The organism is Bradyrhizobium sp. JR4.3, assembly GCF_040547695.1.
Taxonomy (GTDB): domain Bacteria; phylum Pseudomonadota; class Alphaproteobacteria; order Rhizobiales; family Xanthobacteraceae; genus Bradyrhizobium; species Bradyrhizobium canariense.
Genome location: NZ_JBEPQF010000004.1, coordinates 318,075 through 344,137, shown reverse-complemented (window position 1 = coordinate 344,137; position 26,063 = coordinate 318,075). Strand labels below are relative to the sequence as shown.

General features: G+C 63.9%; 31 protein-coding genes. All 31 read right to left on the bottom strand.

Annotation, left to right across the window (positions count from 1 at the left end):
• Positions 1-2: 2 nt before the first annotated feature.
• The 31 genes from fliQ to motA all read right to left on the bottom strand — a co-directional run bounded on the left by fliQ (position 3) and on the right by motA (position 25,935).
• Positions 3-269: a flagellar biosynthesis protein FliQ gene (gene fliQ, locus ABIB91_RS10225; RefSeq protein WP_018453982.1), complete on the bottom strand. Its 267-nt coding sequence runs from the start codon at positions 267-269 to the stop codon at positions 3-5.
• Positions 266-688 (bottom strand): flagellar hook assembly protein FlgD, encoded by a 423-nt coding sequence (gene flgD / locus ABIB91_RS10220; RefSeq protein ID WP_007595852.1) that lies wholly within the window; start codon positions 686-688, stop codon positions 266-268. Before flgD ends, fliQ begins: the two co-directional genes overlap by 4 nt.
• A 12-nt stretch (positions 689-700) precedes the next feature.
• Positions 701-1,111: a flagellar biosynthesis repressor FlbT gene (flbT, locus tag ABIB91_RS10215; RefSeq protein ID WP_354160466.1), complete on the bottom strand. Its 411-nt coding sequence runs from the start codon at positions 1,109-1,111 to the stop codon at positions 701-703.
• On the bottom strand, positions 1,111-1,455 hold the full coding sequence (gene flaF / locus ABIB91_RS10210; RefSeq protein WP_007595854.1) for a flagellar biosynthesis regulator FlaF: 345 nt from the start codon (positions 1,453-1,455) through the stop codon (positions 1,111-1,113). Before flaF ends, flbT begins: the two co-directional genes overlap by 1 nt.
• 67 nt (positions 1,456-1,522) lie before the next feature.
• Positions 1,523-2,569 (bottom strand): flagellar hook-associated family protein, encoded by a 1,047-nt coding sequence (locus tag ABIB91_RS10205; RefSeq protein WP_354160464.1) that lies wholly within the window; start codon positions 2,567-2,569, stop codon positions 1,523-1,525.
• A gap of 3 nt (positions 2,570-2,572) precedes the next feature.
• Complete coding sequence (gene flgK / locus ABIB91_RS10200) at positions 2,573-4,051, bottom strand: flagellar hook-associated protein FlgK (RefSeq protein ID WP_354160462.1); 1,479 nt, start codon at positions 4,049-4,051, stop codon at positions 2,573-2,575.
• Between the two features lie 34 nt (positions 4,052-4,085).
• Positions 4,086-5,333 (bottom strand): flagellar hook protein FlgE, encoded by a 1,248-nt coding sequence (locus ABIB91_RS10195; RefSeq protein WP_354160460.1) that lies wholly within the window; start codon positions 5,331-5,333, stop codon positions 4,086-4,088.
• A 95-nt stretch (positions 5,334-5,428) separates the two neighbouring features.
• The gene (locus tag ABIB91_RS10190) at positions 5,429-6,010 is read right to left on the bottom strand and encodes a transglycosylase SLT domain-containing protein (protein ID WP_026232641.1); all 582 of its coding nucleotides are present in this window, start codon (positions 6,008-6,010) and stop codon (positions 5,429-5,431) included.
• Complete coding sequence (gene fliK / locus ABIB91_RS10185; RefSeq protein ID WP_354160458.1) at positions 5,961-7,292, bottom strand: flagellar hook-length control protein FliK; 1,332 nt, start codon at positions 7,290-7,292, stop codon at positions 5,961-5,963. The genes ABIB91_RS10190 and fliK overlap by 50 nt, the downstream gene beginning before the upstream one ends.
• A complete protein-coding gene (locus ABIB91_RS10180; protein WP_354160456.1) occupies positions 7,289-8,485 on the bottom strand; it encodes a chemotaxis protein in 1,197 nt (398 codons plus the stop codon). The genes fliK and ABIB91_RS10180 overlap by 4 nt, the downstream gene beginning before the upstream one ends.
• Positions 8,482-9,831: a MotB family protein gene (locus ABIB91_RS10175; protein ID WP_354160454.1), complete on the bottom strand. Its 1,350-nt coding sequence runs from the start codon at positions 9,829-9,831 to the stop codon at positions 8,482-8,484. Before ABIB91_RS10175 ends, ABIB91_RS10180 begins: the two co-directional genes overlap by 4 nt.
• 6 nt (positions 9,832-9,837) lie before the next feature.
• Positions 9,838-10,533: a hypothetical protein gene (locus tag ABIB91_RS10170; protein WP_354160452.1), complete on the bottom strand. Its 696-nt coding sequence runs from the start codon at positions 10,531-10,533 to the stop codon at positions 9,838-9,840.
• A complete protein-coding gene (fliF, locus tag ABIB91_RS10165) occupies positions 10,530-12,161 on the bottom strand; it encodes a flagellar basal-body MS-ring/collar protein FliF (protein WP_354160450.1) in 1,632 nt (543 codons plus the stop codon). Before fliF ends, ABIB91_RS10170 begins: the two co-directional genes overlap by 4 nt.
• 304 nt (positions 12,162-12,465) lie before the next feature.
• Complete coding sequence (locus ABIB91_RS10160; protein ID WP_007595875.1) at positions 12,466-13,377, bottom strand: flagellin N-terminal helical domain-containing protein; 912 nt, start codon at positions 13,375-13,377, stop codon at positions 12,466-12,468.
• Between the two features lie 267 nt (positions 13,378-13,644).
• Positions 13,645-14,553: a flagellin N-terminal helical domain-containing protein gene (locus ABIB91_RS10155; RefSeq protein WP_007595876.1), complete on the bottom strand. Its 909-nt coding sequence runs from the start codon at positions 14,551-14,553 to the stop codon at positions 13,645-13,647.
• A gap of 264 nt (positions 14,554-14,817) precedes the next feature.
• Positions 14,818-15,558: a flagellar type III secretion system pore protein FliP gene (fliP, locus tag ABIB91_RS10150; protein WP_247401331.1), complete on the bottom strand. Its 741-nt coding sequence runs from the start codon at positions 15,556-15,558 to the stop codon at positions 14,818-14,820.
• Positions 15,555-15,998: a flagellar basal body-associated FliL family protein gene (locus tag ABIB91_RS10145; protein WP_007595878.1), complete on the bottom strand. Its 444-nt coding sequence runs from the start codon at positions 15,996-15,998 to the stop codon at positions 15,555-15,557. The genes fliP and ABIB91_RS10145 overlap by 4 nt, the downstream gene beginning before the upstream one ends.
• A 42-nt stretch (positions 15,999-16,040) precedes the next feature.
• Positions 16,041-16,736 carry a flagellar basal body L-ring protein FlgH gene (flgH, locus tag ABIB91_RS10140; RefSeq protein ID WP_219681280.1) on the bottom strand — a complete coding sequence of 232 codons (696 nt, stop codon included), beginning with the start codon at positions 16,734-16,736 and terminating at the stop codon, positions 16,041-16,043.
• Positions 16,737-17,495, bottom strand: coding sequence for a MotE family protein (locus ABIB91_RS10135; RefSeq protein ID WP_007595880.1), 759 nt, complete (start codon positions 17,493-17,495; stop codon positions 16,737-16,739).
• A gap of 64 nt (positions 17,496-17,559) precedes the next feature.
• Complete coding sequence (gene flgI / locus ABIB91_RS10130; protein WP_007595884.1) at positions 17,560-18,690, bottom strand: flagellar basal body P-ring protein FlgI; 1,131 nt, start codon at positions 18,688-18,690, stop codon at positions 17,560-17,562.
• Positions 18,687-19,163, bottom strand: a complete 477-nt coding sequence (flgA, locus tag ABIB91_RS10125; RefSeq protein ID WP_219681286.1) for a flagellar basal body P-ring formation chaperone FlgA — start codon at positions 19,161-19,163, stop codon at positions 18,687-18,689. The genes flgI and flgA overlap by 4 nt, the downstream gene beginning before the upstream one ends.
• Positions 19,164-19,176: 13 nt before the next feature.
• Complete coding sequence (flgG, locus tag ABIB91_RS10120) at positions 19,177-19,965, bottom strand: flagellar basal-body rod protein FlgG (protein WP_007595892.1); 789 nt, start codon at positions 19,963-19,965, stop codon at positions 19,177-19,179.
• Positions 19,966-19,980: 15 nt separating this feature from the next.
• On the bottom strand, positions 19,981-20,310 hold the full coding sequence (fliE, locus tag ABIB91_RS10115) for a flagellar hook-basal body complex protein FliE (RefSeq protein ID WP_007595893.1): 330 nt from the start codon (positions 20,308-20,310) through the stop codon (positions 19,981-19,983).
• A 2-nt stretch (positions 20,311-20,312) separates the two neighbouring features.
• Complete coding sequence (gene flgC / locus ABIB91_RS10110) at positions 20,313-20,729, bottom strand: flagellar basal body rod protein FlgC (protein ID WP_007595894.1); 417 nt, start codon at positions 20,727-20,729, stop codon at positions 20,313-20,315.
• Between the two features lie 11 nt (positions 20,730-20,740).
• Positions 20,741-21,121, bottom strand: a complete 381-nt coding sequence (gene flgB, locus ABIB91_RS10105; RefSeq protein ID WP_354160444.1) for a flagellar basal body rod protein FlgB — start codon at positions 21,119-21,121, stop codon at positions 20,741-20,743.
• 85 nt (positions 21,122-21,206) lie between these two features.
• Entirely contained in the window at positions 21,207-22,292 is a 1,086-nt protein-coding gene (gene flhB, locus ABIB91_RS10100) for a flagellar biosynthesis protein FlhB (RefSeq protein WP_354127232.1), read from the bottom strand.
• A gap of 13 nt (positions 22,293-22,305) precedes the next feature.
• Positions 22,306-23,346 carry a flagellar motor switch protein FliG gene (locus ABIB91_RS10095; protein WP_007595897.1) on the bottom strand — a complete coding sequence of 347 codons (1,041 nt, stop codon included), beginning with the start codon at positions 23,344-23,346 and terminating at the stop codon, positions 22,306-22,308.
• A gap of 2 nt (positions 23,347-23,348) precedes the next feature.
• Positions 23,349-23,729 carry a flagellar motor switch protein FliN gene (gene fliN / locus ABIB91_RS10090; protein WP_007595899.1) on the bottom strand — a complete coding sequence of 127 codons (381 nt, stop codon included), beginning with the start codon at positions 23,727-23,729 and terminating at the stop codon, positions 23,349-23,351.
• A gap of 76 nt (positions 23,730-23,805) precedes the next feature.
• A complete protein-coding gene (locus ABIB91_RS10085) occupies positions 23,806-24,120 on the bottom strand; it encodes a hypothetical protein (RefSeq protein WP_354160441.1) in 315 nt (104 codons plus the stop codon).
• Positions 24,101-25,039, bottom strand: coding sequence for a flagellar motor switch protein FliM (locus ABIB91_RS10080; RefSeq protein ID WP_007595903.1), 939 nt, complete (start codon positions 25,037-25,039; stop codon positions 24,101-24,103). Before ABIB91_RS10080 ends, ABIB91_RS10085 begins: the two co-directional genes overlap by 20 nt.
• Positions 25,036-25,935, bottom strand: coding sequence for a flagellar motor stator protein MotA (motA, locus tag ABIB91_RS10075; RefSeq protein WP_354160439.1), 900 nt, complete (start codon positions 25,933-25,935; stop codon positions 25,036-25,038). Before motA ends, ABIB91_RS10080 begins: the two co-directional genes overlap by 4 nt.
• Positions 25,936-26,063: the final 128 nt, after the last annotated feature.

Sequence of the window (26,063 nt, the reverse complement as noted above, 5' to 3'; positions counted from 1 at the left end):
GATCAGAAGCCGCGCTCGATGTGCGAATAGACCATCTCGGTGAAGGTGGAGAGATGGGCTCCGATGAAGGAGCCGGAGACGGCAACGACCACGAGAATGACGATGATCTTCGGAACGAAGGTCAGCGTCACCTCCTGGATCTGGGTTAGCGCCTGGATCAGCGCGATGATGGTGCCGACCAGCATCGCGGCACCGACGGCAGGCCCGGAGGCGACGATGATGGTCCAGATCGCCGCCTGGACGATGTCGAGAGCATCCCGTTCGTTCATGACTGGCTGATCGTGAGACCGGGGCCGATCGCGACTTTGGTGCCGTTCTCGAGCGTCGCGACCGAGCCGTCGCTGTTGATGGAGATCGAAGCGACCTTGCCGCTGAAGCTCGCTCCGGTCGCGTCCGTGAAGCTGACGGTCTTTCCGATCAGCCCGTCGGCCTGCGACAGCGACTGCGAAGACAGCAGAGCGTCGAGCTTGGTATTGGTCTGCATCGCCTGCTCGACCGACGAGAGCTGTGCAAACTGACTCATATATTGCGAGGTATCCATCGGATTGGTCGGATCCTGGTTTTTCATCTCCGCGATGAGGAGCTGAAGAAACGTGTTGTAGTCGACGCCGGTGCTCGACTTCGGCGTCGTCGAGCTGGTCGAACTGGACGACTTGCTGGTGCTATCGGTCGCGCTGGTGACGTTCATGTAGTTCTCCTGTCAGGCAGCCTCGAATGGGGAATCGATCGTGGCGCCGGCCAGGATGGCCTGCTCCACTGGAAACAGTGCCCGGATCCGCTTGAGCGCCTCGAAGTAACGGGTCGCTCCGACCAGGTCGTCGACCGCGCCAAGCCCGACCAGCATCTCCTGGCTCTCGCACACCGCGAGCAGGGCCGCGTGATGCTGCGCGTAGAGAGCCGAAGCATCGCGGACGTCAGTCGGATTCATCAGCATGAGCTGGACGATGAAATAGAGCTGCCGCAGCGCCGTGGTGGCGTCGGAGGCCTGCATGATCTGCCCTTCGAGCAGGAACATCACGTCGTTGACGAGCTCGACGGAGACCTTGCGGTCCACGCGCAGCACCGCGCCGTTGATGTAGACCCGTTCGCCCGCACGCAAGGATATCTTCATCAAAGTGCGTCTCGGATCAGGCGGTTGATTTCGATGAGCTGGATCACGTCGTTCGACTTTTCTTCACGAAGGCGGTCGGCTTCCTTGACCACCCACAGGCCGATCGAGATGATGTCGGCGCGCAGCTTTTCCGGAAGTCCGTTTTCCGGATGCGCGAGATCCTCGATGAAGATCGTCCACAGCCGCCGCACATAGAGCAGGCTCTCGACCAGATCCTCGAGGCTGAAGCGGTCCGACTGGATCCGCTCGAGCCGGTCGATGCCGAGGCTGAGCGCCTGCCGCTCGCGGCCCCGCGCCTCATAGCCGCTCTCGTCGACGACCGATTCATAGGCTTCAAACGTCATCAGGACAACTCTGCGCAGGAGACCGAACAGCAAGACAAGGGTTACGCGCCTTACGAAGGAGCTGGATTCAGAGATAGTTGATGAGGCTGATCTTCTGGAGCTGCGAGGTGAGCGCAAGCGCCGTCTGGATCTGCGTCTGCAAAGTGTTGACCCTGACCGAGGCTTCCGTCGGATCGACCTTCTCTATGCCGACGATCTGATTGTTCAGAATGTCCTGCTGGGTCTTGAGCTTGTCGGTTGCGGAGGTGATCCGCTGCTGGACCGTGCCGATGTCGCCGCCGAGGGTCGCAAGGTCAGTGATGGCGTTTCCGACAAGGCCGATGGCCTTGTCCACGACGACCTGGAACGTCGCTTGGTCCAAGTTCGCGTTCCCGAGATCCGCCATCATGGTGTAGGCCTCGGCGAGCTTGCGGAAGCCCGGCTGATTGGCGCTGACGGAGGTATCGGCAATCTCGGTCGTGGAGATGCGGCTTTGCATCACCTGGTCGGTCGCCGATGACCAATTCGTGTTCCAGGCCGGGCTCGCGAACTCGGCATCGAAGGTGGTGTCGAGGAAGGTCTGCATCTGGGCCGGGGTGATGGTGTTCACGCTGGGCGATGATTGCGAGAAGCCGAAGGTCGCAAGGAAGTCGGCGTCGACCTGGTTCTTGCTGGCCGAGCCCGCGGTGTAGGCCGTGATCGGCGTGTTCTGCGTGTTGATGCCCGCAAAGAGAGACGAGCCGTTATAGGAGACGTTCAGCGCGCCAATCAGATCCTGGAGGTTGGAGGACGCAGGTGGCAGGATGATGCGCCCGCCGCCATCGGTACTGCGCGCCGCGATCAGGTCCTTGAGGAAGTCCGTCGCGGTCGATCCAAGCTGGGTGATCCGGCTCTGCGTTATGTCCAGTCGCCCCGCGACGAGCCCATTGGTATCGACGAGCTGATCGGCGAAGCTCAAATCCGCCCGCAGGGTGACGTCGCCTCCCGTCGTGGCACCAAGCTCGAGGCCGACATCGGCGAAGCGGCCGGTGGTGGCTTCCTTCGAAGCCTTGGCCAGCGCGGCCTGATTGTTGGTGATCGAGGATCTCAACGACGAAGACAGCATCAAGGTCGAGATGTAGTTCGCGCTCATCATGACTTAATTTCCCACGGCAGCCAGCAGACTCTGCAACATTTCGTCGACGGTCGAGATGATCTTCGACGAGGCCGAATAGGTGCGCTCGACCTGGAGCATCAACGACATCTCGTCATCCATGTTGACGCCGCTGACGTTCGACAGCGCCGCGGTGCTGCGGTCGAGCAGCGTTTTCTGGTAGGTGACGTTGGAGTCCGCGGTCTTGCGCTGGTTTTCGATCCAGCTCGCCGACGACGACGCGAAGTCGATCAAGCTGCCGCTCGGCTTGCCTTGCGTGGTCGCATCGAACGGCTGCGACGCATCCATGGCGCCGATGAGCTGCTGCAGCCGGGCCGAGTAGCCGCCGTTGCCGGCGGTATTGTATTGGTACGCGACGTTGCCGCTGATCGCGCCGTCGCGCAGCAGATTGGGATTGCCGCCCTGGGCCGGATCGACCGATGCAGCGACCGAAATGGTACCAGCGAGGCCCACCAGGACGGTGGCGCTCGCCGGCATCGCCGGCGCGCCGGGGTAGGTGAAGAGACCGGGGACATCGGGCAGCGTCGGAACAGCCGACTGGTCACTTTCCTTGAAGGCGTCGACCAGGCCGCGCGCGATTTCGTCGAGCTGGCTCTGGTAAGTAACCGTGTCATTGTCGCGCAGCTGCGCCAAGCCAGCAAGCTTGCCGGACTTGAGCGGCATCACGGAATTGGCGCCGGTCACCGGAACACCGTCGATATAGACGGCATTGCCGGTGGTGCCGGCCGTATAGGCGTTCGTCGGCGCAAAGCTCACCGTTCGCGCCGTCTTGTCGAACAGCACGACGCCGCTGTCGGTATAGAGCGCCGCGTCGCCGTTGGGACGGAGCGACATCGAGACCCCGACCTCCTGCGACATCTGCGAGACGATGCTGTCGCGCTGGTCGAGGTAGTCCGTGATGTCGTCGCCGGAGATCGTCCCCTTCACGATCGCGGTGTTGACGGTCTGGAACTGGGAGAGCAACCGATTGATGTTTTGAACCGACGTTTGCATGTCGGCATCCGCGCCCTCACGGGCCGACTGCACGGTCAGAGTCGCCTGATTGAGCGCGGTCGCCATGTCCTTGGCGGACGTCACCGCTGCCTGCGCCAGCGTGGTGTTATCCGGGGCGTTGGCATATTGCTGGAGCGCCTTCTTCAGCGCATTGAGCTGCGCCGTCGGCGACTGGTCGAGTTCCGGATCGTCCACCGTGGCAGACGCGATCTTCTGGAGACCGTCAAGGATCGCGCTCTGCTTGGCCGACGTCGAGGTTGCGGTCAGCACGTTGGTGTAGAGACCCGAGCTCGCGGCGCGCTGGATCGCCGCCACGTAGACGCCGGTTCCCGGGAGGTTGTCCAGCACGGCAATCTTGCGCGAATAGCCGGTGGAGCTGGCACCGGCTATGTTGCGCGAAATGACCGACGACTGGATGCCCGACGCCATCAGCGAGGAGCGGGCGGATTCGAGAGCGGCGGTAAGGTTCATGATCTGCTCTTGCCGGGAACGAGCGCTGAGAGACTCAGCGCTTCAGGTTGACGACGACGTCCAGCAGATCGGCGCCGGTCTGGAATGATTTCGAATTCGCGGTGAAACCTCGCTGCGCCTCGATCATCGAGGTCAACTCGTCCGCGAGATCGACGTTGGAATCTTCCAGAGCACCGGACTGGATCGTGCCGAGCCCGCTCTTGCCAGACACATCGACCTGCACGTTTCCAGAATCCAGGTTCGGCGAATAGACGTTGCCGACTTCGGGCGTCAGATGGTCCGGGCTCGGAACGGTCGCGAGCGCGATCTGAAAGCTCGGCAGCGTGGTGCCGTTCTTGAGGACGGCGGTGACCACGCCCTTGCTGTCGATGTTCACCTTGTCCACCGCGGACGGAGCGTTGCCGTCGACCGTGGCCTTGAAGTCGAAGCTGGAAGCGACCTGGGTCATCGCCGAGAGGTCGATCGTGAGAGGGAAACTCGTCGAACCGCTGGGGACGGTCAGAGGCATCGTTTTTGTACTCGCCGCAGCGAGCGCACCCTTGCCGACGGCTGTGACGTCGAAAGTGAAAGTCGTAGCAGGACCCGGCGTCGAAATCATAGCTCCCGTCGGATCGTAAACCTCGATATCCCATGTATCGGCCGCTGTCTTTGCCGCATAGACGTTGAGAGTTATCGGGTTGCCGATGTTGTCGTAAGTCACCATTGACGTCTTCGACGTATAGTTGCCCGGACCTGCAGGCGCGGCCGGAAACGCGACGACCGCAGCACTGGGATCCAGGTTGGCAGCCACCGTCGCTTTGGTCGAAGCCGACGCCTGGAGCGCCATCTGGTTGACGTTGACGACCTGCAGGTTGCCGAAACCGTTGGCGACAGTATTGGGCACGGCTCCGTTCTGGATGTTGTAGCCCATCAGCTGGAAGCCGGCGGCGTTGACGAGATTGCCCGTGCTGTCGGGCACGAACGCACCGGCGCGCGTCAGGAAGTTGTTGCCGTTCGGATCCTGCACCACGAAGAAGCCGTTGCCTTGAACCGCGAGATCCGTCGCCGAGGTCGTGAACTGGTAATTGCCGGCATCGGAGATCGCGTAACGCACCGTGGTCTCGACCGCGCCGGAATCGTAATTGCCCGAGCCGCTCTTCAGGATCAGCGAGGAAAACTCGGTCGAAGCCCGCTTGTAGCCAGTGGTGTTGACGTTCGCGATGTTGTCCGAAACCGTCGACAGCTTGTTGGACTGCGCGCTCATCCCGGAAACGCCGGTGCGCATAACACCATACAGGCTCATGAATTAGGCTCCTTTGATAGGTTGCAGTTACAATGGAGGCTGTTGCTTGCGCGGGGCTGATGATGGAGGCCAATGCACAACTTGGTGTCGGCCCTTCAGGTCGTCTTCGGCTGACAGAACGAGCGCGCCTTGTCGGTCCACGCGCCGAAGCCGCTCGAGACGAGATGCGCGACGATGTGACAGACGTAGCGCTTCTGTGCCGGCTGGTTGTTGGGGCCTGCATTGTAGCGGGCGACAGCCATGGTCCAGCTGCCCTCGCGCTGCTTCAACTCCTTCAGGAAGCGCGCGGCGTAGTCGACATTCCCTGCGGGATCGAACATCGCCCGCACCGAGGCGAACTTGTCGCCGTGATAGTAATGGTTGATCTGCATGCAGCCGAGGTCGATCAGCTTGATCCCCTTGGCTCGCATGGCTTCAAAGTTGGCGATCGCGTCGTTCATGTCCTTGGCGAATACGGTCTGTCCTTCGGCGCCGAGCGCGTAAGGATAAAGTGCGCCGCGCCGCCCGGTCTCGGTCAAGCCGACCGCGTAGAGAATGCCGAGCGGGATTCCGTGCTGCTGGGACGCACGCGCCATCTCGCGCTCGCACGGGCGCGAATTGTCGGTTGCTGCAGCCGCAGCGCCGGCGTTACAGATAAACAGGGCCGCGACGAATCTGCGGCGCCACGTCCTGGTCATGACGCGTCTCCTGGTTGGACTGGCGCTCCTGTCGGGCTTGCTTCGCGCCGCTGTCCGCTTGTCCCGACGAATTGCTGGTACCGTCGAACGTGCCTTGCGACTGCGACGAGGGCTGTTGCTGGCCCGAAAGCTGCGGCTGCGACTGGCCGGAGCCGCTCTGGAAACCATCCAGCGAGCCGTGCTGGACGGGTGCAACATCGGCGACGTAGCCCGCCGACTGCATCAGGTCGCGGATCGAATCGCGCTGCTGGTCCAGCATCTGGCTCGTGTCCTTGCGCTCGGCGGCGAGGTGGACGGACACTTCGTTGCCGACGAGACGAAGGCGCACGGTGACATTGCCGAGCGCGGCCGGCTCGAGATTGATAGTCAGGATCTTGAGCGGCTGATCCGGCGCATTGGCTTGGGACGTGGTAAGATCTGGAGCTGCGGAGGCCGTCGGTGCCGGAGCTTCTTTCAGCTCGGCGACGACAGCGTTGGCAACCTGCTGCGGAGCGTTGAACTGCGCCGGCGGCAGATGGGTCTCCTGCTGGACCACGGTGACCTTGGTCGTTCCGGGCAATGTATCCCGCGCCGAAGCCTTGGCGGCACGCTCGACATTGGCCGCGATGGCCTCGAAGCCGGGTGCCGTTGCCGTCGGCGGCACACTGCTTTCCGGCGATGACGCCTGGTCGGTAACTCCGGCGTGCGAAGTCGCGGCCTGCGAATGCGCGGCGGCTGGAGCCACCGGAGATGGGAGCTCGGCTGTCGCCTTCGACGTGCCCATGGCCTGAACGTCGCGCTTCGTCGTGGCAGACCGCTCGTCGCGCCCGGACGCACCCTTCTTGTCGCCGGCCGGTGCTTGCATCTGCGGCATCACGACCTGCGGCCCGGCGACGCTCTCCTGCCCGATGATCCCGGCAATGCTCGATCGGCTCTGGACGTCGGCCTGCTCGGTATGATCGAGAAGTCCATGTTTCCCGGAGGGTTTGTCGACCTTTTTGTCGGAAGATTTCTCGGTGAGATTCTCGCTGGATCCGGGCTCTTCCTCGTCGCTCGCGTTGTCCTTCCCGCTCTGGTGCGCCAGGCGCGTCCGCAGCGTTCCGGCTTTGACGGCCGTGTCGCTGCCCCCGTCGTTGAGCGCCCGCTTCGCGAGATTCGAGACGGTGTGCAGCAGATCGTTGAAGGACGAGTCCGCCGGCGCTTTCGCCCCGGCGCTCTTGCCGGAGCGCGATGTGCCCCGCATGTTGAGGCTTTCGGCGAGACTCGAAAAGACCTGTCCGGAGGTTCCACTGAGCTTCGTCATGGACGGCGATCCCTGGTGAGGAGTTCGAGCTCGCCGAGCTGCTTCTGCGCGCGAGCAAGCGTTGCGGTCGACGACGCGAGGTCGAGACGCGCCGGCGTGACCGGAGGCTTGTCGGCTGCGGCGGCGGATCCGCCAGCGAACGGCTTGCGAACGTCGAGTGCGAGCTGCACCGTTGCATTGAGAAAGGGAATGTCGCGCTCCGGCAGCTTCGACCGGTCGAGCGCCTTCAATTCGGCGAGACCGCCGTCATATTCGTCGGTGAGCGCCCGCGACACGCCGCGAAACAAATGCGCCCGCTCGCGCTCCGCCGAGGCATCGGCGCTGAGTGCCAGCGCGCGTTCGCCGGCAAGCCGGGTCACGGCCAGCCCTCCGCGCACCATCGCGGTGCGCGCGATCACGAGATAGAGCTTGAGGCGGCTCGCGCGGTCGATCTGCTCCAGCAAAGTGCTGATCCGCGCAAACCGACGCTCGTCGAGCGCGAGGCTCGACTGCGTCAGACCCGTGGAAAAACGCTGCCAGAAGTCCCCCGCATAGACCGAGTTGTGGTAGTGCCGGATATAAGCCAGCGCCAGGAACTCGAACTTGTCGAAATCCTCGGCTTGCCCGACCAGCAAGATCTCTCGCCGCAGCGCTGCCTCCTCCACCAATGTGCCCGGCAAGAGCAGGCGCGCGTCATCCAGACGCTCGATTGCAAGCGATGCCTCGGCGCGTGCGAACAGCGCGCCCTGCACCAGCGCGAGCTGTCCGCCCAGGCCCGACGGAATTGTCCGCGGCTTGACGTCCTTGAGCAGTTCGCGCGCTTCGTCCTGACGACCCTCGACATAGGCAAGCGCGCCATCGAACAGCCGTCCATCGACGTTCAGCTTGTCTCGCGGCAGCTTGCGGATGATTTGCGGTGCGCCGCCGCTGAGCAGGTAGATGACGGCGGCCTGGCCGTTCTGCGAATTACTCCACACGCCCGGATCGGCGGCGAGAAATTTTTCGCCGATCTGCCTGATCAATGCGCCGTGGCTGCCGTGTGCCGCACTATCGCCATTAGCGATGCCGTCCTGCACGGTCTGCAACGCCCGAACGAGCTCATACGGCTCGCTCGATGTCGATGCCGCCGGTACCGGCACCGGTGCCGCCTCGGCGAATGCGGCCGCCGCCGTGAACGGCAGCAGCAGCGCGGCTCGGAGAAGGGGCCAGATCAAGGACGCTTCTCCCGGACCATGATCTCGATCCGCCTGTTCTGCGCGGCCGCCGGATCGTTTTGAAGCTTCGGCCGCCGATCGGCATAACCCTCGACATGCTCGATGCGCTGCGCATCGACGCCGGAGCGGACCAGCATGTAATAGGCCATCTGCGCACGGGCCGTCGACAGCCGCCAGTTGTCGTAGGTCTCCGAACGGTACGGCCGATTGTCGGTGTGGCCGCGGACGATGATCACGCCGGGACGCTTTGTCAGCAGCGGGCCGATTTTGTCGATCACACGGATGAGTTCGGGCCGCGGCTCAGCCGAGCCGACCGCGAACATGCCGAAGTTCGCATCGTCGGTTAGGCTGATCAGCAGGCCTTCCTCGACCTGACGCACCTCGGCCACCGGTCCCGCGCCGGCCTTGACGTCTGACAGCGCATCCGCGATCGCCGACTGAAGCTGTTTGACCGTTAATTGCTGGGCCTGAACCGCGTCGCGCGGCTCGGATTCCTTCGTCGCATCGTTGGGACGCGGCTGCGCGGCGGCATTGGCTTGATTACCAGCCTGGGCACCCGGCTGCGCGCTCCCTTCGCGTGAGAACAGCGACGACGCGGGCCCCGGCGGCAGCAGAGGCGACAGGCTTGCGGACGACGCGTCGCCGTTCGGAGCCACGCTTCCGCCGGCATCGTCCTGCCTGGCTCGGCGTGCCTGCGGCTCGCCCTGGCCTGTCCCGGACGCAGTGTCGCGCGTGGACGCATTCGACTTGAACTCGGGCTCTGGCTTGGGCTTGGGTTCGCCCTCGATGATGCGATCGGCATCCTTGGCCGCCTGCGGCGCAAGCTTCCAATAGCCGGGATCGAACGGATCTCGGTAGGCGTCGCCTCCCTTGAGGCCATCCTCTTCGGCGGACGTCAGGGCGCCGGCGCGCCGCTGGCCCGAGGCCTGGTTCGCACTGCTGGCGATCTCGGCGAGCGTCGTATAGGGATCGCGGAACAGGACCTTCTCCTCGTAGAAGGGCGGCTTCTCGGCCGTCGGAGAGTCACCGCGACGTTCCTCGCTCGGTCCTCCCGGCTGGCGCCTGCCGTCCTGGCCGTCGAACGACGACGGCTCCTTCTTGGAGAGATCCTTGAGTCCCTTCGGGGCAGGTGCGTTCTCCGCGAGCTTGATCGGATTGAAATAGCTCGCGACCACCTGCTTCTGATCCTGGTTGAGTGCATTGATCAGCCACATCACCAGGAAGAACGCCATCATCGCTGTCATGAAGTCCGCATAGGCGATCTTCCAGACGCCGCCGTGCGGTTTCTCGTCGTCGAAGGCGCTCCGCCGGCGGATGATGACGAGTTCTGACTTGACCTCATTCATGACGGACTACCGGCGCGCCTCTTTCAGGCGCTCGCTCCAGGCTGTGATCTGCGTCTCGATCACGGTCTGGTCGGCCACGACGCGAACCTCGAAAGTATCGGCGGCCTCATACTCGAAGCCGGTTCGCCGCGCCGTCCCGAGCTGCGTCCTCACCAGGTCGAGCAGTTCGCTCGGGCCGGTGACCTTGAACACCGGCACCGGCGAATTGCCGGTCAGCGCCGCAATCTGCTCGATCAGCGACCCGATCGCCTTGTCGCGGACCGCATCGGCGAGGAACGGCAGCAATATCCGCGCAACGGAGCTCGCGATGTTGGTCTCGATTTCGCGGCAAGCCGTCTCGAAGCCGCTGACCACCGCCACCGCCTGCTGGTCGGACCACTTGGCCCGCTCTTCGCCGAGCCGGATCGCGCTGCGAACTCTTTCCTCGGCGATCCTGGACTCGCCCTCCGCGACGCCGGCCGCATGCCCGCGCCGAAAGGCATCATCCAGGAGATTAGCCGCCGGGGCTTCCGCCTTCGGCGCCGGAGGCGGCGACTGAAGCTGCGGCTGCGAATGGGTCTGGGGCTGCGGCTGAGGCTCGCGCCGGGCTTCCTTCGGCCTCGTCAGCACATCCTGGATTTTGGGCGGCGGTGGAGGCGGAGGCGATTTGACCCGCCCGTTCGCGTCGAACTGCGTCAGGAGCTTTCCGATTGCCGCGTTCATGCCGCCTCCTCGCGTCGCATCCAGTCTTTAAGGATCGCTGCCGCCTGCATCTGATCGAGACGGACGATCTGCTCCAACCGCTTCTGCGGCGTTCGTTGCATCTTGCCTTCGAGGTCTTCGACCAGGTTGAGCTCGCTCTCCTCGCTGTCCGCCAATGCAAGGGCGCCGGCGGCCGCCTCGAGCTGGGCAGCTTCCGCCGCCTCGGTCTGCTCCTGCGCCGCGCGATGGGTCAAAATGCCGTTGACCGCGGGACGAAGTCCGAACCACACCAGCATCGAAGCGACGGCCAGGATCGTGACTGCGTTGATGACGCTGCCGAGCTGCTTGTTAATCATCTCGACGAAGCTGATCGGCGGCACCGGCGCCAGTTCGCGCGAGCCTTCGATGAAATCGACGGCCGTCACCTGGATCTGGTCGCCGCGCGCCTTGTCCAGACCGCCGGCCGTGGCCGCGAGTTGGCTGATCTCGGCGAGCTTGCTGTCGACGATGGCCTGGTTGCTCTTGTCGCCGAGGTCGGCAATGAGCCGTCCGCGGTTCACCAGCACGGCAATGAACAGCTTCTTCACCGAATAGCCGTCGCTCACCGTCGTCGTGGTCTTGGACGAGACCTCGAAATTGGTGACGTCCTCGCGGCGCGTCTTGTCCTCGCTGGAGTTCTTGGTGCCGCCGGCGTTCACCTGCTGGTCGGGAAGATTCTGCTGCACCGTGGTCGGCTGCGAACGATCCGCGTTCTGTGACTTCTCGTTCTCGCGGACATTCCGGACCGAGCGCTCGGCGCGGCTTTCGGGGTCGTAGACAGTTTCGTTGATCTGCCGCTTGTCGGTGGAGAGCTGCGATGCAACGCTCACTTCGAAATTGTCGAGGCCAAGATACGGCGTCAGCGCCTTGCGGATGTTCTCCTGCACCATCCCGCCGACCGTCTTCTGCAGGCTCGCCATCTTGGTCGGAGCAGCAGTCGCCTCGTCCTCTTCGGCAAGCAGCATCGAACCGTCGGCGTCCAGCACCGTGACCTTGTCGCGAGTCATGCCCGGAATGGCCGCCGCGACGAGATGACGGATCGACTGCGCCGTGCGTGCCTCGATCGCGCCGTCGGTGCGCAGCACGACCGATGCCGAAGGCGGCTGCTGCGTCGCGCGGAACGACCCCCGCACCGGCATCACGATATGCACCCGCGCCGCCTTCACGCCCTTCATCAACTGCACCGTGCGGGCGATTTCGCCTTCCAGCGCCCGGAGCTTGGTGACCTCCTGCATGAACGAGGTCAAACCCAGCGACCCGATCTTGTCGAACAGCTCGTAGCCGGAATTTGCGCTGGTCGGCAGCCCCTTCTCGGCGAGCAGCATCCGCGCTTGCATGGTCTGGCTCGGACGCACCGAGACCGCGTCGCCGGCCGTACTGACGTCGAAGGTGATGTTCTGCTCGCGCAGGGCGGCACCCATGCGCGTCACATCTTCGCGGGAAAGGCCCGTATAGAGCGTTTCGAATTCAGGCCGGCTCAGATAATAGGCGCCGCCCACGACGGTGACGAGAACGGCGAAACCGATCAATCCCAAGGCCATCAGGCGTCGCGGCCCAAGCTCCAGCAGATTGTTGAGCAGTTGCTGTATCTGCGCACGACTGAACAGCATGTGACCTCATACCAATGCGAACGTAGAGGACACTCTGCTGCCAACCTTGTCTGAAGGTTGCGCGAGACCACGAATGTGTCGGTTCGCAGGCGAGGCGTTGCAATTTTACAAGAGACTGAGTGACGCAATCGCGCGCGTCGGCAACAAGCGGACGGCCGGTCGCATCGCGGCGCGATCGGCGACGGCGTGTTGCCTGGAAGGTGGCGTCAGGAGATCGATGTTGGCACGTCGTGTGCCGTCAGATCCGCCGTTCATGACGGAGACCGTGCTCCCTGAGGAGCACGGTCGTTTTCGAAGCCGCGACTTAGCGGAACAGCGACAGGATGCTCTGGCTGTTCTGGTTGGCGATCGAGAGCGCCTGAACGCCGAGCTGCTGCTGGGTCTGGAGCGCCTGCAGCCGGGTCGATTCCGCGTTCATGTCGGCGTCGACGAGCTGGCCGACACCGCGATCCACGGAGTCCATCAGGGTCTTGACGAACTCAGTGTTGGTCGCGAGGCGGTTCTTGACGGCACCGAGATTGGCGGCGGCCGAGGCCACCGAGTTGATGCCGGCGGTGACCTGCGCGATGTAGCCATCGAGCGTGGTCTGGTCAGCTGCCGAGTCGGTCAGCACGGAGATGCTCATCGTGTCGATCGACGGAGAGGTCGAACCGGCCGTGTCCAGAATGCCGCCCTGCGCCGAGGTGTAAAGCGAGTAGTTGGCGGTGGTCACCGTGATGGAGCCGATGGTGGGCGTACCGCCGACGCGCGAGTACGACGACACCAGGTTGAAGGTCGTCGGCGTCGTGGCGGTCGTGCTCAGCCAGTTGATGCCGTTGAAGGTCGCCGAGTTGGCCTTGAGCTTCATGTCCTGCTGGATCTGGGTGATGTCAGCCTGGATCTTGGTGCGGTCGATACCAGCGGTCTTGGCTTCGACCAGCAGCGCCTGGAGCTTGGTCAGGCCGGAGTCCTTGTCGCCGATGACCGAGGTCAGAGCAGTATATTCGGTGTCGACGGTCGCAGCCGACAGACCGAGCGAGTCGGAAACCGCGGAAAGCGCGGCGTTGTCGGAGCGCATCGACGTCGCGATCGACCAATAGGCGGCGTTGTCTGAGGCGGTCGAAACACGCATACCGGTTGAGATCCGGTTCTGCGTCGTCGCGAGCTGCGAGCTGACGTTGCGAAGGGTCTGCAGCGCGGTCATTGCAGACGAGTTGGTGAGGAGGCTAGAACCCATTTTGATGTCCCTTTGGAGATTGGATTGAGTTGGGGACATACCGGACTTGCACCGGTACGGCAGGGCGGCGTCATGCCTTTGGGCTGCGCAAAAGCGTCAAGGCCCAACCTGTCGTAACGGCGACGATAGCCCGCGAAGCTTGTGCGGGGCTTGTGGCCCTGTGTCTTGACCGCAACAGGGCAGCCGAAATTACGGCGCGCGACGTCACCGCCAAGCGAAAGGGCCGCGCTTCGCGAGAAGCGCGGCCCTCCCCGGATGGTTCGAGGTTTAGCGGAACAGCGACAGGATGCTCTGGCTGCTGTTATTGGCGATCGAGAGCGCCTGCACGCCAAGCTGCTGCTGGACCTGGAGGGCCGACAGCCGGGTGGACTCCTGGTTCATGTCGGCGTCGACGAGCTGACCGATACCGCGGTCCACCGAGTCCATCAGCGACTTCACGAAGTCCGTGTTGGTCGAGAGGCGGTTCTTGACGGCACCGAGATTGGCGGCGGCCGAGGCAACCGAGTTGATGCCAGCGGTGACCTGCGCGATGTAGCCATCGAGCGTGGTCTGGTCAGCTGCCGAGTCGGTCAGCGCGGAGATGCTCATCGTGTCGATCGACGGAGCGGTCGAACCAGCCGTGTCCAGAATGCCGCCCTGCGCCGAGGTGTAGAGCGAGTAGTTGGCGGTCGTCACGGTGATGGAGCCGATGGTGGGCGTGCCGCCGATACGCGAATACGATGACACGAGGCTGAAGGTCGTCGGCGTCGTGGCGGTCGTGCTCAGCCAGTTGATGCCGTTGAAGGTCGCCGCACTGGCTGTCGCCTTCATCTGCTGCTGGATCTGGGTGACGTCGGCCTGGATCTTGCTGCGGTCGATACCGGCGGTCTTGGCTTCGACCAGCAGGGACTGGAGCTTGGTCAGCCCGGAGTCCTTGTCGCCGATGACCGTGGTCAGAGCGGTATATTCGGTGTCGACGGTCGCGGCCGACAGACCAAGCGAGTCGGAGACCGCCGAGAGCGCGGCGTTGTCGGCGCGCATAGACGTCGCGATCGACCAATAGGCAGCGTTGTCCGAGGCGGTCGAGACGCGCTGGCCGGTGGAGATGCGGGTCTGCGTGGTGGAGAGCTGCGAGCTCACAGACCGCAAGGTCTGGAGTGCGGTCATGGCGGTCGAGTTCGTAAGCAGGCTTGACATTGCGAATGTCCCTTTATGTACGCGTTACATTTTCACGAGGGGACATACCGGGCTTTCACCGGTACGGAGGGGCGGCATCATGCCTTTGGACTGATATGGGTGGGGTCCAACCCGCCGTGCCGCATTGCTAACACGCCGAATCTTGCGCGCAGATTAAGATCGGCTTGAATTACGCTGTAAAATCAGATGGTTAACAGTACCTATTGCTAACCATAGGGCGGTACTTCTCGCTAACCATAACCATCCCTCTGGCGCTCGTTGCCGTTACGAGAACGACCGCACCAGCCCGGAGGCGAGCAGGTTCCAGCCGTCGATCAGCACGAAGAACAGCATCTTGAACGGAAGTGCGAGGATCGTCGGCGGCATCATCATCATGCCCATCGACATGGTCAGCGTCGCCACGATCATGTCGATGACGAGGAACGGCAGGATAATGAGGAATCCGATTTCGAACGAGCGCCTGAGCTCGGAAATCATGAAGGCCGGAATGATGACGCGCATGTCGACGCGCTTGTCGTCGAACTTCCTGCGGAAGCTCTCCGCGGCCAGCGATTCGAACGTCTGCAGATCCTTGTCGCGAACATGGGCCAGCATGAATTCGCGGAACGGATCGGTGATCTTCAGATAGGCCTCTTCCTCCGATATCTCGTTCTTCATCAGCGGCTGGATGCCGGTTTCCCAGGCGCGGTCGAAGGTCGGCGCCATCACGTAGAAGGTCATGAACAGCGCGAGGCTGATCAGCACCAGATTTGCCGGCGTGGTCTGGAGGCCGAGACCGGCCCGCAGGAACGACAGCGCCACCGCAAATCGCGTGAAGCTCGTCACCATGATGAGCAGTCCCGGCGCCACGGACAGCACCGTGATCACCGCCATCAGCTGGATGATCCGGCCGCTGGTCGAGCCGTTGCCCGGCGGCAGCAGCGAATTGAGGTCCGGAATCTGGGCCAGTGCCACTTCGGGCAGCACGACCAGGAGCAACGCAAGCAGCAGGAGTCTCAGTTTCACTGAATCACCAACGTCTCAATGATCAATTCGCGGATCTTGCCCGAGGAGCGGATATTGGCGCGTTCGGTCAGGTCGTCGCGCAGGTGCTGAAGCCCGCGCGATCCCTCGAACTGCGCCACCGTCGCCGACCGCAGATAGGTGACGATGTCCTCGCTGACATGGGCCGCCAGGATGCCGGCATCCTCGTCGCTCATGCTCTCGGTCACCATGGAGGCTTCGATGCGGGCCCAGTTGTTGGCCGGCGCGCCAAGATTAGTCACGATCGGGGACAGCTTCCTGAGCCGCGCGCTGCCGGCGTAGCTCGAGGCAAGAGGCGGCGGCGTGGCGGTTTTCTTCGCATCGGCGACGCGCTCGGCGGCCGCAAACAGATGCAGGCCGGCAAGCGCGCCCGCACCGATCGCGATCAGGGTCAACACCAGGATGGCTGCAATCAGGCGCATGACGTCCCCTGCCCCCGCGACGCGGCCCGACGGTCGCGCATCTCAGAACGGTGCCACGGCGTCATAGATCCGATGTCCCCATCCAGGCTGCTGCACGTCAGAGAGATTTCCGCGACCGCCATAGGCCACGCGTGCCTCGGCGATCTTCTCGTAGGAGATCGTGTTGGTTCGCGAGATATCACGTGGACGCACGATGCCGCCGACGTTGAGCACGCGCATTTCCGTGTTGACCTTGAATTCCTGCGAGCCGCTGATCATCATATTGCCGTTCGGCAACACGTCGGTGACGATGGCCGCGATCGACAGCTTGATATCCTCGGTGCGGTCGATCTGGCCGTTGCCCTTGATCTGGGTGTTGGTGTTGAGGTTGGCGCTCGTCGAGCCCTTGTCCTGCCATCCCGCAACGTCCATCAGCCAGTCGAGCCCGAACTTGATCTGCGAATCCCGCGAGCGGCCGGTCTTGTTGTCCAGCTTGGCCTTGTCCTGCATCGAGATGATCACCGTCACGACGTCGCCAACGCGCCGGGCGCGGGGATCGCGGTAGAGGTCGGTGCCATCGTCCCAGGTCGAGCGATAGCTGACGGGCGAGTGCATACGGGGCGTCACGGGAATCGGATCGGCCTGCGTCCTCAGCCCGCTCCCGACCGGCGACAATCGCGGGCCAGTCAGGACCTCGGCCGGATCAGTGACGCATCCGGCAAGCGAGAACAGCGACAGGATGAGGATCAGGTTCTTCATCTATTTGGTCTTTCCGTCATCCACGCGACGCATTCCGCCGAGCAGATCGGCGAGGTGCGCCGCGCGCCCCGTCTCCATCTCGTTGAAGATTGCGCTCGAGCTCCTCGGGCTGAGCTTTGCGAGCACGGCCGCAGCCGTCTCGTCTGCCATTCCGGCGATCTGGGTTGCGGCGGCATCCGGCTTCATGCGCGAGTAGATCTCGACGACGCTCGCTTCGGCCTTCTTCAGGAAGTCGTCGCGCAACGCCATCCACTTCTCATATTCCGCGCGCTTGGCCTCAACCTCGGCGATCCGCTCGCGAAGCTGGTTCTCGGCCTTTTCCAGCTCCTTGAGCTGCCAAGCCAGCCTTGCATCGACGGCGGGGTCGGCGACATTGCTGCAGAACAGGGCGACTTCGTTGTCCGCGGTTGCAGCGGCCGGGGGCGGCACCGGCTTCGGCGGCGCCGTGACGCTGCCGGGCTTGGCCGGTCGCGGCGCGGCTGTGGCTGCCGGCGCGGGCTTCTCGGAGGCCGGCACGGCACCCGTGGTCGCGGGTCCCGAATCTTCGGCTGCCCACGCCGTCGCTCGCATCGATGCATTGTCGCTCGGGATCGACGAGATCGGCTTCTGCGGGCCAGGCGCGCGGGCGCGTGCGAAGGACAGCAGGTTGAGCGGCTTCGACGGCTTGGCCTCATCCAGCGCCAGGACGGGCGAAGCGCTCGCGAGCGCGGAGGCCGCGACCAGGAGGAGGAGTTTGGCTTTATGATCCAGCTTCAACATCGGCCCGCGTACGATTCTCGGTCGAGAGAGCATTGAGCGACCAAGCTTGCACGGCGCTTACGCGTCATTGCACGATGACATCCGCCTGGAGGGCGCCGGCCGTCTTGATCGCCTGGAGGATCGCGATGATGCCGGATGGTTTCAGGCCGATCTGGTTCAGGCCGCGCACCAGGCGCTGGAGATCGACGCCGCTCAGGATCGCCACCTGCGATCCGGCTTCGTTGGCCTCGACCACGGTCTGGGGCACGACCACCGTCTGCCCTTTCGAGAAGGGCGCCGGTTGCGACACCACGGGAAGCTCGGTGACGCGGACCGTCAGATTGCCGTGCGTCACGGCAACGGTCGATATCCGTACGTCGCGTCCGATCACCACGGTGCCGGTACGTTCGTTGATCACGACCCGCGCCGGCGTGTCCGGCTCTACGGTCAGCTCGCCGATTTCGGCGAGGAAGCGGACCGGTCCGATATGGCGCGGCTTCGACAGCACGATGGTGCGGTAGTCGCGCTCGAAGGCGATCTGCGCGCGGTAGCGTCCGCCCGCGTAGCGATTGATGGCGTCGAGGATTCGCGTTGCGGTGACGAAGTCGGGGTTCTTGAGCTCCAGCACAAGATACTCCATTTCGTGGAGGCTACCCTGCACCTCGCGCTCGACCAGCGCGCCGTTCGGAATGCGGCCCGCGGTCGGCGTGCCCTGGCTGACGTTCTGGGCCTGGCCACCGACGCTGTAACCGGCGACCGTGACCGCGCCTTGCGCCACTGCATAGACCGCGCCGTCCGCCGCGCGCAGCGACGTCATCACCAGGGTGCCGCCGAGCAGCGAGGTCGCATCGCCGAGCGACGACACGGTCACGTCCATGCGCTCGCCCGCACCGATCGAGGGCTGCAGGTCCGCGGTCACCATCACGGCCGCGACATTGCGCGTGCGCAGCGTCGTCGGACGCGGCGGATTGTTGGTGCTCGTGGTCTCGTTCCGGACATTGATGCCCATGTTCTCGAGCATCGATTGCAGGGACTGCTCCGTGAACGGCGCATTGCGGAGCGTGTCGCCGGTGCCGTTCAGGCCGATGACGAGGCCGTAGCCGACGATCTGGTTTTCGCGCAATCCCTTGATGTCCGCGATGTCCTTGATGCGGACGGCGGCCTGGGCGCTGGCGGCGGAAACGAGCAGGACGAGCGCAAGCAGGACTCTGGTCATGACCCGTCCACGACCTTGACGGTGCCGTCCGGCTGGACGACGGCCCTGATGATCACACCGGTGTCGGTGTTTCGTATCGGGATCAGCGCGCCGGGCGCACCCGACTGCATCGCTGCGCCGTAGGTCACGATCGACAGGCCGCTGTCTTCGACCACGACCTTGACCATCGCGCCGCGGGCGACCGTCCAGGGATCCTCCACCGAGTTGGTCGGGATCGGCTGGCCGGGGAGCAGCGCGCGACGCGCCATACGGCCGACCAGGACCTGGCGTCCTTCGATGAACATGGCCACGCCGAGCACGTTCGGCGCGAAGGCGCGCTCGGTGATCATGTCGTCCCGGATCAGCTCGCCGGCGCGGATCGAGACGGCCGGCACGGGAAGCCGCTTCTCCTCGGCCGCGGCGGGACGCGCCGAGACGAGAACCAGCAGCACGGCGGCCAACCCGCGCATGATCGAGCCCATCCTGTTCAACATGGATACACCGGAACTAGCGCATGCCCTTCGAGACCGTCTGGGCCATTTCATCCGAGGCCTGGATGACCTTGGCATTCATTTCGTAGGCACGCTGGGCAGAGATCAACTCGGTGATTTCCTTGACCGGGTCGACGTTCGAGGCTTCGAGATATTGCTGGTTGATCTTGCCGTAGCCGGAATCGCCGGGCAGCCCGACGACCGGCGTGCCGGACGCCGTGGTTTCGCGATAGAGATTGCTGCCCAGCGGTTCGAGGCCGGCCTCGTTGGCGAAATTGGCGAGGTTGAGCTGGCCGATTTGCCTCGGGTTCACTTCCGTATCCAGCTTGGCAAACACCTGTCCGGTCTGGTTGACCGTGACCTGGACCGTTCCCTGCGGCACCGTGATGGCGGGATCCAGCAGATAGCCGTCGGTCGTGACGAGCTGGCTGTTGGCGTTGGTGTTAAACGAGCCGGCACGGGTATACTGCACTTCGTTGTTCGGGCCGAGCACCTGAAACCAGCCGCGGCCGTTGATCGCCATGTCGTAGGGATTGCCTGTCTGCGTGAGCGCGCCCTGGATGTGCAGCTTGCGGATCGCCGCCGACTTGACGCCGAGGCCGAGATTGGCGCCTTCCGGAATCGGCGAGGAGCCGCTGGTGTTGGCAACGCCCTGCATGCGGTCCATCTGGTAGAACAGATCGGTGAACTCGGCACGCGCCCGCTTGTACGACGTCGAGTTGATGTTGGCGATGTTGTTCGCGATGACTTCGATGTTGGTCTGTTGGGCGTTCATGCCCGTGGCCGCGATAGCAAGCGATTTCACAGCGTCACTCCTTGATCAGATCGACATCCGAACGACTTCTTGATAGGCCTGCACGACCTTGTCGCGAACTGCGACCGCCGTCTGCAAGGCCTGCTCGGCCGACATCAGCGCCTCCACGACGCGCCGCGTCGATTCCTTGCCCTGCATCGCCGAGATCGAGGCAGCCTCGCCCGCCTTCAGCGTCCCGATCGCGTCCGTCGTCACCTGCTTCATGACCGATTCGAATCCGACGTCGCCGCCGGACTGGATCGCGGGCGTGGCCGCCGGCGAGATGGCCTGCGCCTCGGTCGCGCGGCTCGCCGCCTGCGCAGTTGAGATCGCCGTGGATGAAATTGCTTCAAGCATTGTCAGCTCCTCAGCAGGTCGATGGTCATGCCCAGCATCGACCTCACCTGTTTCACGACCTGGAGATTGGCTTCATAGGAGCGGTTGACTTCCCGCATGTCCGCCATCTCGATCATCATGTTGACGTTCGGCAGCTTGACGTAGCCGGCCTTGTCGGCAGCGGGATGCCCCGGCTCGTACTCCACGCGGTACGGCGTGGTGTCGACGCCGATTTCCTTGACCTTCGCCAGCTGCGCGCCCGAGGCGCGGTCCATCGCGGCATCGAAGGTGATCGTCTTGCGTTGATAGGGATCGGCGCCCGCGGCGCGCCCTGTCGACGTCGCGTTGGCGAGGTTCTCCGAGACGATGCGCATGCGCGTCGACTGCGCTTCGAGCCCGGAGCTCGCGACCGTCAACGAGGATTGCAGTGAGTCCAGCATGTCAGTTCACCTCAGGTCTTCGCACTCGACAGCAGCATGCGGTGAAACGACCGCACGATAGCCGAGTTCATCGAGTAGTCGCGACTGACGTCGCTGCCCTTGATCATTTCCTGCTCGAGACTGACGGAATTGCCGGAGTGAACCACGTCCCAGCTGTCCTTCTTCGCGGTCGCCCGGGTGTCGCTCTCGGCAGCGGAGAGCTGCATGTGGGATGGCGCCGTCGTCGCGAGCCTCACCGGCATGCCATCGAGCACCTTGTTGAAGGGCTCGACGTCGCGCGCCTTGAAGCCCGGCGTGTTGGCGTTGGCGACGTTGGTGGCGATCGTCGATTGGCGGAGCTCGAGATATCGCGCCTGCGACGATGCGAGTTCGAAGAGATAGAGCGGTCCCACGGCAGCACCATTCTGGTTCAGACGGTGTAACCTTAGGGTCGCAAGCTTTCGTCAGGCTGATGGAAGGGACGCCGTCCTCGGAATTCTACTGGACCTTCTCGGATCGCGGCGTCTGCTTGGACTGCAGGAAGTAGATGATCTCGGCGACCGGCCGGAAGAACTCCGCCGGAATCACCTGGTCGACCTGAACCGCCTCGTAGAGCGCGCGCGCCAGCGCCTTGTTCTCGATCACCGGAATTCGGTTCTGCTCGGCGACTTCGCGGATCTTCAGCGCAATCACGTCCATGCCCTTCGCCACGACGATCGGGGCCGGATTTTCTTCGCGATTGTAGCGCAGCGCGATCGCGAAGTGCGTCGGGTTCGCGATCACCAACGTCGCGCGCGATGCGGAGGCGATCATGCGCTGGCGCGAGCGGTCGCGCGCCAGCGAGCGCAGGCGCGCCTTGATCAGCGGATCGCCTTCGGCCTGCTTGTGCTCGTCCTTGATCTCCTGCCGCGTCATGCGCAGCTCGCGCCGCCAGTGGAAGCGCGCCCAGGCGAGATCGACCGCGACCAGGACGATGGTCGCGATGCAGATCGCCGAGACGATTCGCATGGCGATATTGAGAATCATCTCCGGCAGCGCGACCGGATCAGTGTACATCGCCTCGAACGCCTTCGCTTCCGACGAGCGCAGAACGAACACGACGACGATAGTCACCGCGGCGAGCTTGAACAGCGACTTGGCGAACTCGACAAGGCCCTGCGATCCAAACAGCCGGCTCCAGCCGCTGAGCGGCGAGATTCGCGATAGATCCGGCGTGATGCGCTGGAGCACCAGGCTGGGAGCATTTTGCAACAGCGAGGCTGCCAGCCCGAACGCCGACAGAGTGACAACTAGCGGCACCAGGAATCGCAATGCCTGAAGGCCTACCACGGTGAGAAGATTGAGGGCGTCGGCCCCGGTGCTGAGAGGGAAGCCGTCGGGATCGTCGAGAAAGCCCGTCAGCATCGGCGTCAATTGCTGCACGCCCTGACCGATCAGAAACATCTGGATCACCATCAGAGCCGCCATCGACGCGAAGATGGAAGCCTCCCGAGAGACCGGGATTTTGCCCTGTTCGAGCGCATCGCGGACTTTCTTCTCGGTCGGCTCTTCTGTCTTGCTCTCCTGATCGGTTGTTTCTGCCATGCCGGTTCAGCGGTCAGCGGAAGACCAGCTCATCCTCCTGCTCGGGGTTGAGCTCGATTTCGCCCTTTTCCGCGAGGTCGAGCGCGAGGTCGGTGATCACGCGCCGCGCCTCCAGCACATCGCGCTGGTTCGACGGTTCGCCAATGGCGAGTTCGTGCTCGACGACCCGGCGGACGCGCGAGGCGACCGAGGACAGGATCATCTCGCGGAAGTGCTTGTCGGTGCCCTTCAGCGCGATGACGATGCGATCGGTCGGCACCTGGTCGAAGATCATGGTGCGCGCCTTCGGCGTCAGGTTGGTCACGTCGTCGAAGGTGAACAGCAGCTCCTTCAGCACTTCGGCCGACTTCGGCCGCTTCTCCGACAGGCTCTTCAGCATGTCCTCGATATGTCCGCGCTCCATCTTGTTGATGATGTCGGCGACGCGGGCATAAGTGTCCGCGCCGAGGTTGCGGGCGAAATTCAGCGTCAAATCCTCATGCAGCGTCTTCTCGAGGACCCTCAGGGCGTCGTCGACGATCGGCTTGAGGCTGAGCACGCGCCGCATCAGCTCGTTGCGCAGGCTCGACGGCAGCTGGCTCATGACCTTGGCGGCGCAGGACGGCTTGACCTTGGACAGGATGAGCGCCGCGGTCTGCGGATGCTCCTTGGACAGGTAGCTTGCCAGTGAGTTTTCCGACACCGACGAGACGCGGTCCCACACGGACCGGCTCGAATTGCCGAGCAGGTCCGACATGATGGCCGAGACCTGGTCGGCCGGAAGCACGTCGCCGAGCACGGCTTCCAGGCCGCCGAGGGTGCCGAGAATGTTGGCGCCCATCGAGAATTGCTGGGCGAACTCCTCGACGATCGCTTCGAGTTCCTGCGCCGTGATCGGCCGCAGCTCGGCCGCGGCCTTTGTAACGGTGCGGATATCCTGCGGCTCGAACTGCGCGAGCACGCTCGCGGCCGCCTGCCGGCCCATGGCGAGCAGGAGTGCCGCGACCTTCTCCGTCCCGCCCAGCGTGGCAACGCCTCGCTGCTTGATGGGAGCCATGCCGACCTGTGCCGCCATGGTCAGGTATCACCCTGTCCCAACGGCCCGACAATTTCGGTGAGCGAGACGCCGAAGCGGGAATTGTCTTCTTCGACCACGACCACCTCGCCGCGGGCGACGACGCGGCCGTTGACGACGACGTCGACGGGTTCGCCGACCCGGTGGTCGAGCGGAACCACCGCGCCGCGGCCGAGCTTCATCAGGTTTGCCACCGGAATGGTGGCCGATCCCAGCACCACCTGCATGGTCACGGGAATGCGCAGGATAGCGTCGACATTGGCGAACTTGCCGGTCTCCTCCGCAGTGCGCGCGGCGATCTCCGCCAGCCGCTCCAGCGGAGATGTCTCGGTATGCCCCTCGTCGGACGCCGATGCTGACTCATAATCGAAGGATTGCGCCATCTGGTATCGCCTCTTGGTATTTCCACTCCCGGAGCGCCGCAACGTTCCGACCGTATTTATTCCGCCGGTTTCGGCTTCAATGCTTGTTCACGTCGGCGCCGCCCGCGGTCGCCGCGGATCCGAGCCCGCTCCTCGCATCGAGCGCCGCGATAGCCTCGTGGGCCTGATCGATCTTCGTGCTCAGCACGTTGGCAAGCCGTCCGAGGTTTGCGGTGGAATCATGCGCCGCGGTGATGACCGTGTCGAAGGCGCCTGCCGTCTCCTGGACGATGGTCGAGAACTCGCCCTGGTAGCTGCGCAGCCGCGCCAGCTCACGATGCATCCGGGTCACCCGCATGCTGGTGAAGGCGAGCGCGATCAGCAGCACGGCATCAACGAGATAGGATATCATCGACGAACTCCCGTTTCTGATCGACGGGATCTGCCACCTGCATGGCGTAATAGCCATCAAGCTGGCCGATCTGACACCAGAACAGCACCTGGTTGTTGCTCTCGAGCCGGGCCAGCGTGCGCGGCGTGGCTTCGAGCTCGAGCACCTGTCCGACCTGGAACTTCACGACGTCGCCGAGCGAAATCATCTTCTCGTCCAGCACGGCGCTCAGCGTCACCTCGGTGCGGTGAACCTCGGTCTCCATCTGCTCGCGCCAGCGCGGATCGGCCGCGCGGCCGTCGCTGACGACGACGGTCGCGAGCTTCTGCCTGAGCGGGTTGAGCGCGGAGTGCGGAATGATGAGGAACATCTGACCGCCGCGGTAGAGCGCCTGCAGCATGATGTTCGCGCAGATCGACATGTTGCCGCTGCGCCCGATCGCCAGCGACGCCATGGCGGTCTCGACCCGCTCGACGCGGAAGGTGACGTTGGAGGTGCCGGCGAAAGCGGATTGCAGCGCCTTGGCGAACCGCTCGAACAGCGCCTGGACCAGGCGGATCTCGATGTTCGAGAAGCTGCGCTCGACGTCGAGCGGCGGTTCGGCGCCGTCGGAGCCGAACATCGCCTCGACCATCGTGAACACGAAGTCGCGGTCGAGCATGATGATGATGCGGGAGTCCCACTGCTCGGCATAGAGCACGGCCGCGACCGCGTTCGCCTCGTAGTCCTTGACGATGTCGCCGACACGGTCGTTGGTGATGCCGTTGACCGAAAAATAGCATGGCGTTCCAGCCATCGGCTGCAGGCTGTCCGTGCACGATGCCGCCATGCGATCGAAGATCACATTGAGCATCGGCATGCGCTCGATCGAGATGCCGGCGGCGTCCAGCAGATAGTTCGGCAGCGGCTTGCGCTGATCGACGTCGAGGGCTTCCATCATGATGCGCGCGCAGCCTTCGGTTCAGCTTCGGTCACGACCGCCTTGGGGCCCGCGATCGTCTCGTTCTCGACGACGTCGATCGAGGGCCGCTCGGGGCTCGCGATCATCTTGCGGCCGTGCTCGACGGCGATCTGCGGCATGGCGCCGTTCATGAACGCCAGCAGCGTCTGCTTGACGATGATGTAGGGCCGGCAACGCTTCTCCCGCGTCATCTTCACCTTCATCGCGAAGGGCGAAATGATGCCGTAGGACAGGAAAATGCCGGCGAAAGTGCCGACGAGGGCGGCGCCGATGAAGCCGCCCAGCAGCTTCGGCGACTGGTCGAGTGCGCCCATGGCCTTGATGACGCCGAGCACCGCGGCGACGATGCCGAGCGCAGGCAGAGCTTCCGAGACCACCACCAGCGCGTGATAGGGCGCCAGCTTGCTCTTCACGATGGTGTGGATCTCCTCGTCCATCAGCGCTTCGATCTCGTGCGTTCGCGCATTACCCATGATGATGAGACGGACGTAGTCGCAGATAAACTGGAGCAGCGACGGATCTCCGAGCACGCTCGGGAACGCCTTGAAGATCTCGGAGGACGCGGGATCGTCGATATGCGCCTCGACCTCGTTGCGGCCCTTGCCCCGCAGCTCCCGCATCAGCGCGTGCAGCGCGCCGAGCAGATCGAGATAGTAGCGCTGGCCGGGCACCGCCCCCGTCACTGCCTGCACGCAGGCAAGCCCGGTATCCGCGACCGTCTTCCAGGGATTGGCCATGATGAAGGTGCCGGCCGCGGTGCCCATGATGATCACGAACTCCCACGGCTGCATGAGCACGCCCAGATGCCCGCCCATGGCGGCGAATCCGCCCAGCAGTGCCGCTACCGTGATGACGATCCCCACGAAACTGCCCAACGCGCCGCTCCATCACCGATCCCATCGGGAATATCTAGTCGGCGAGCCTTGCGCGAGGCTGGCTTCCCCCTCGCCAGCCTCGCGCAAGCGATTCACGGCAGCTTGGGACGACGTCGCGAGAGCGGCCA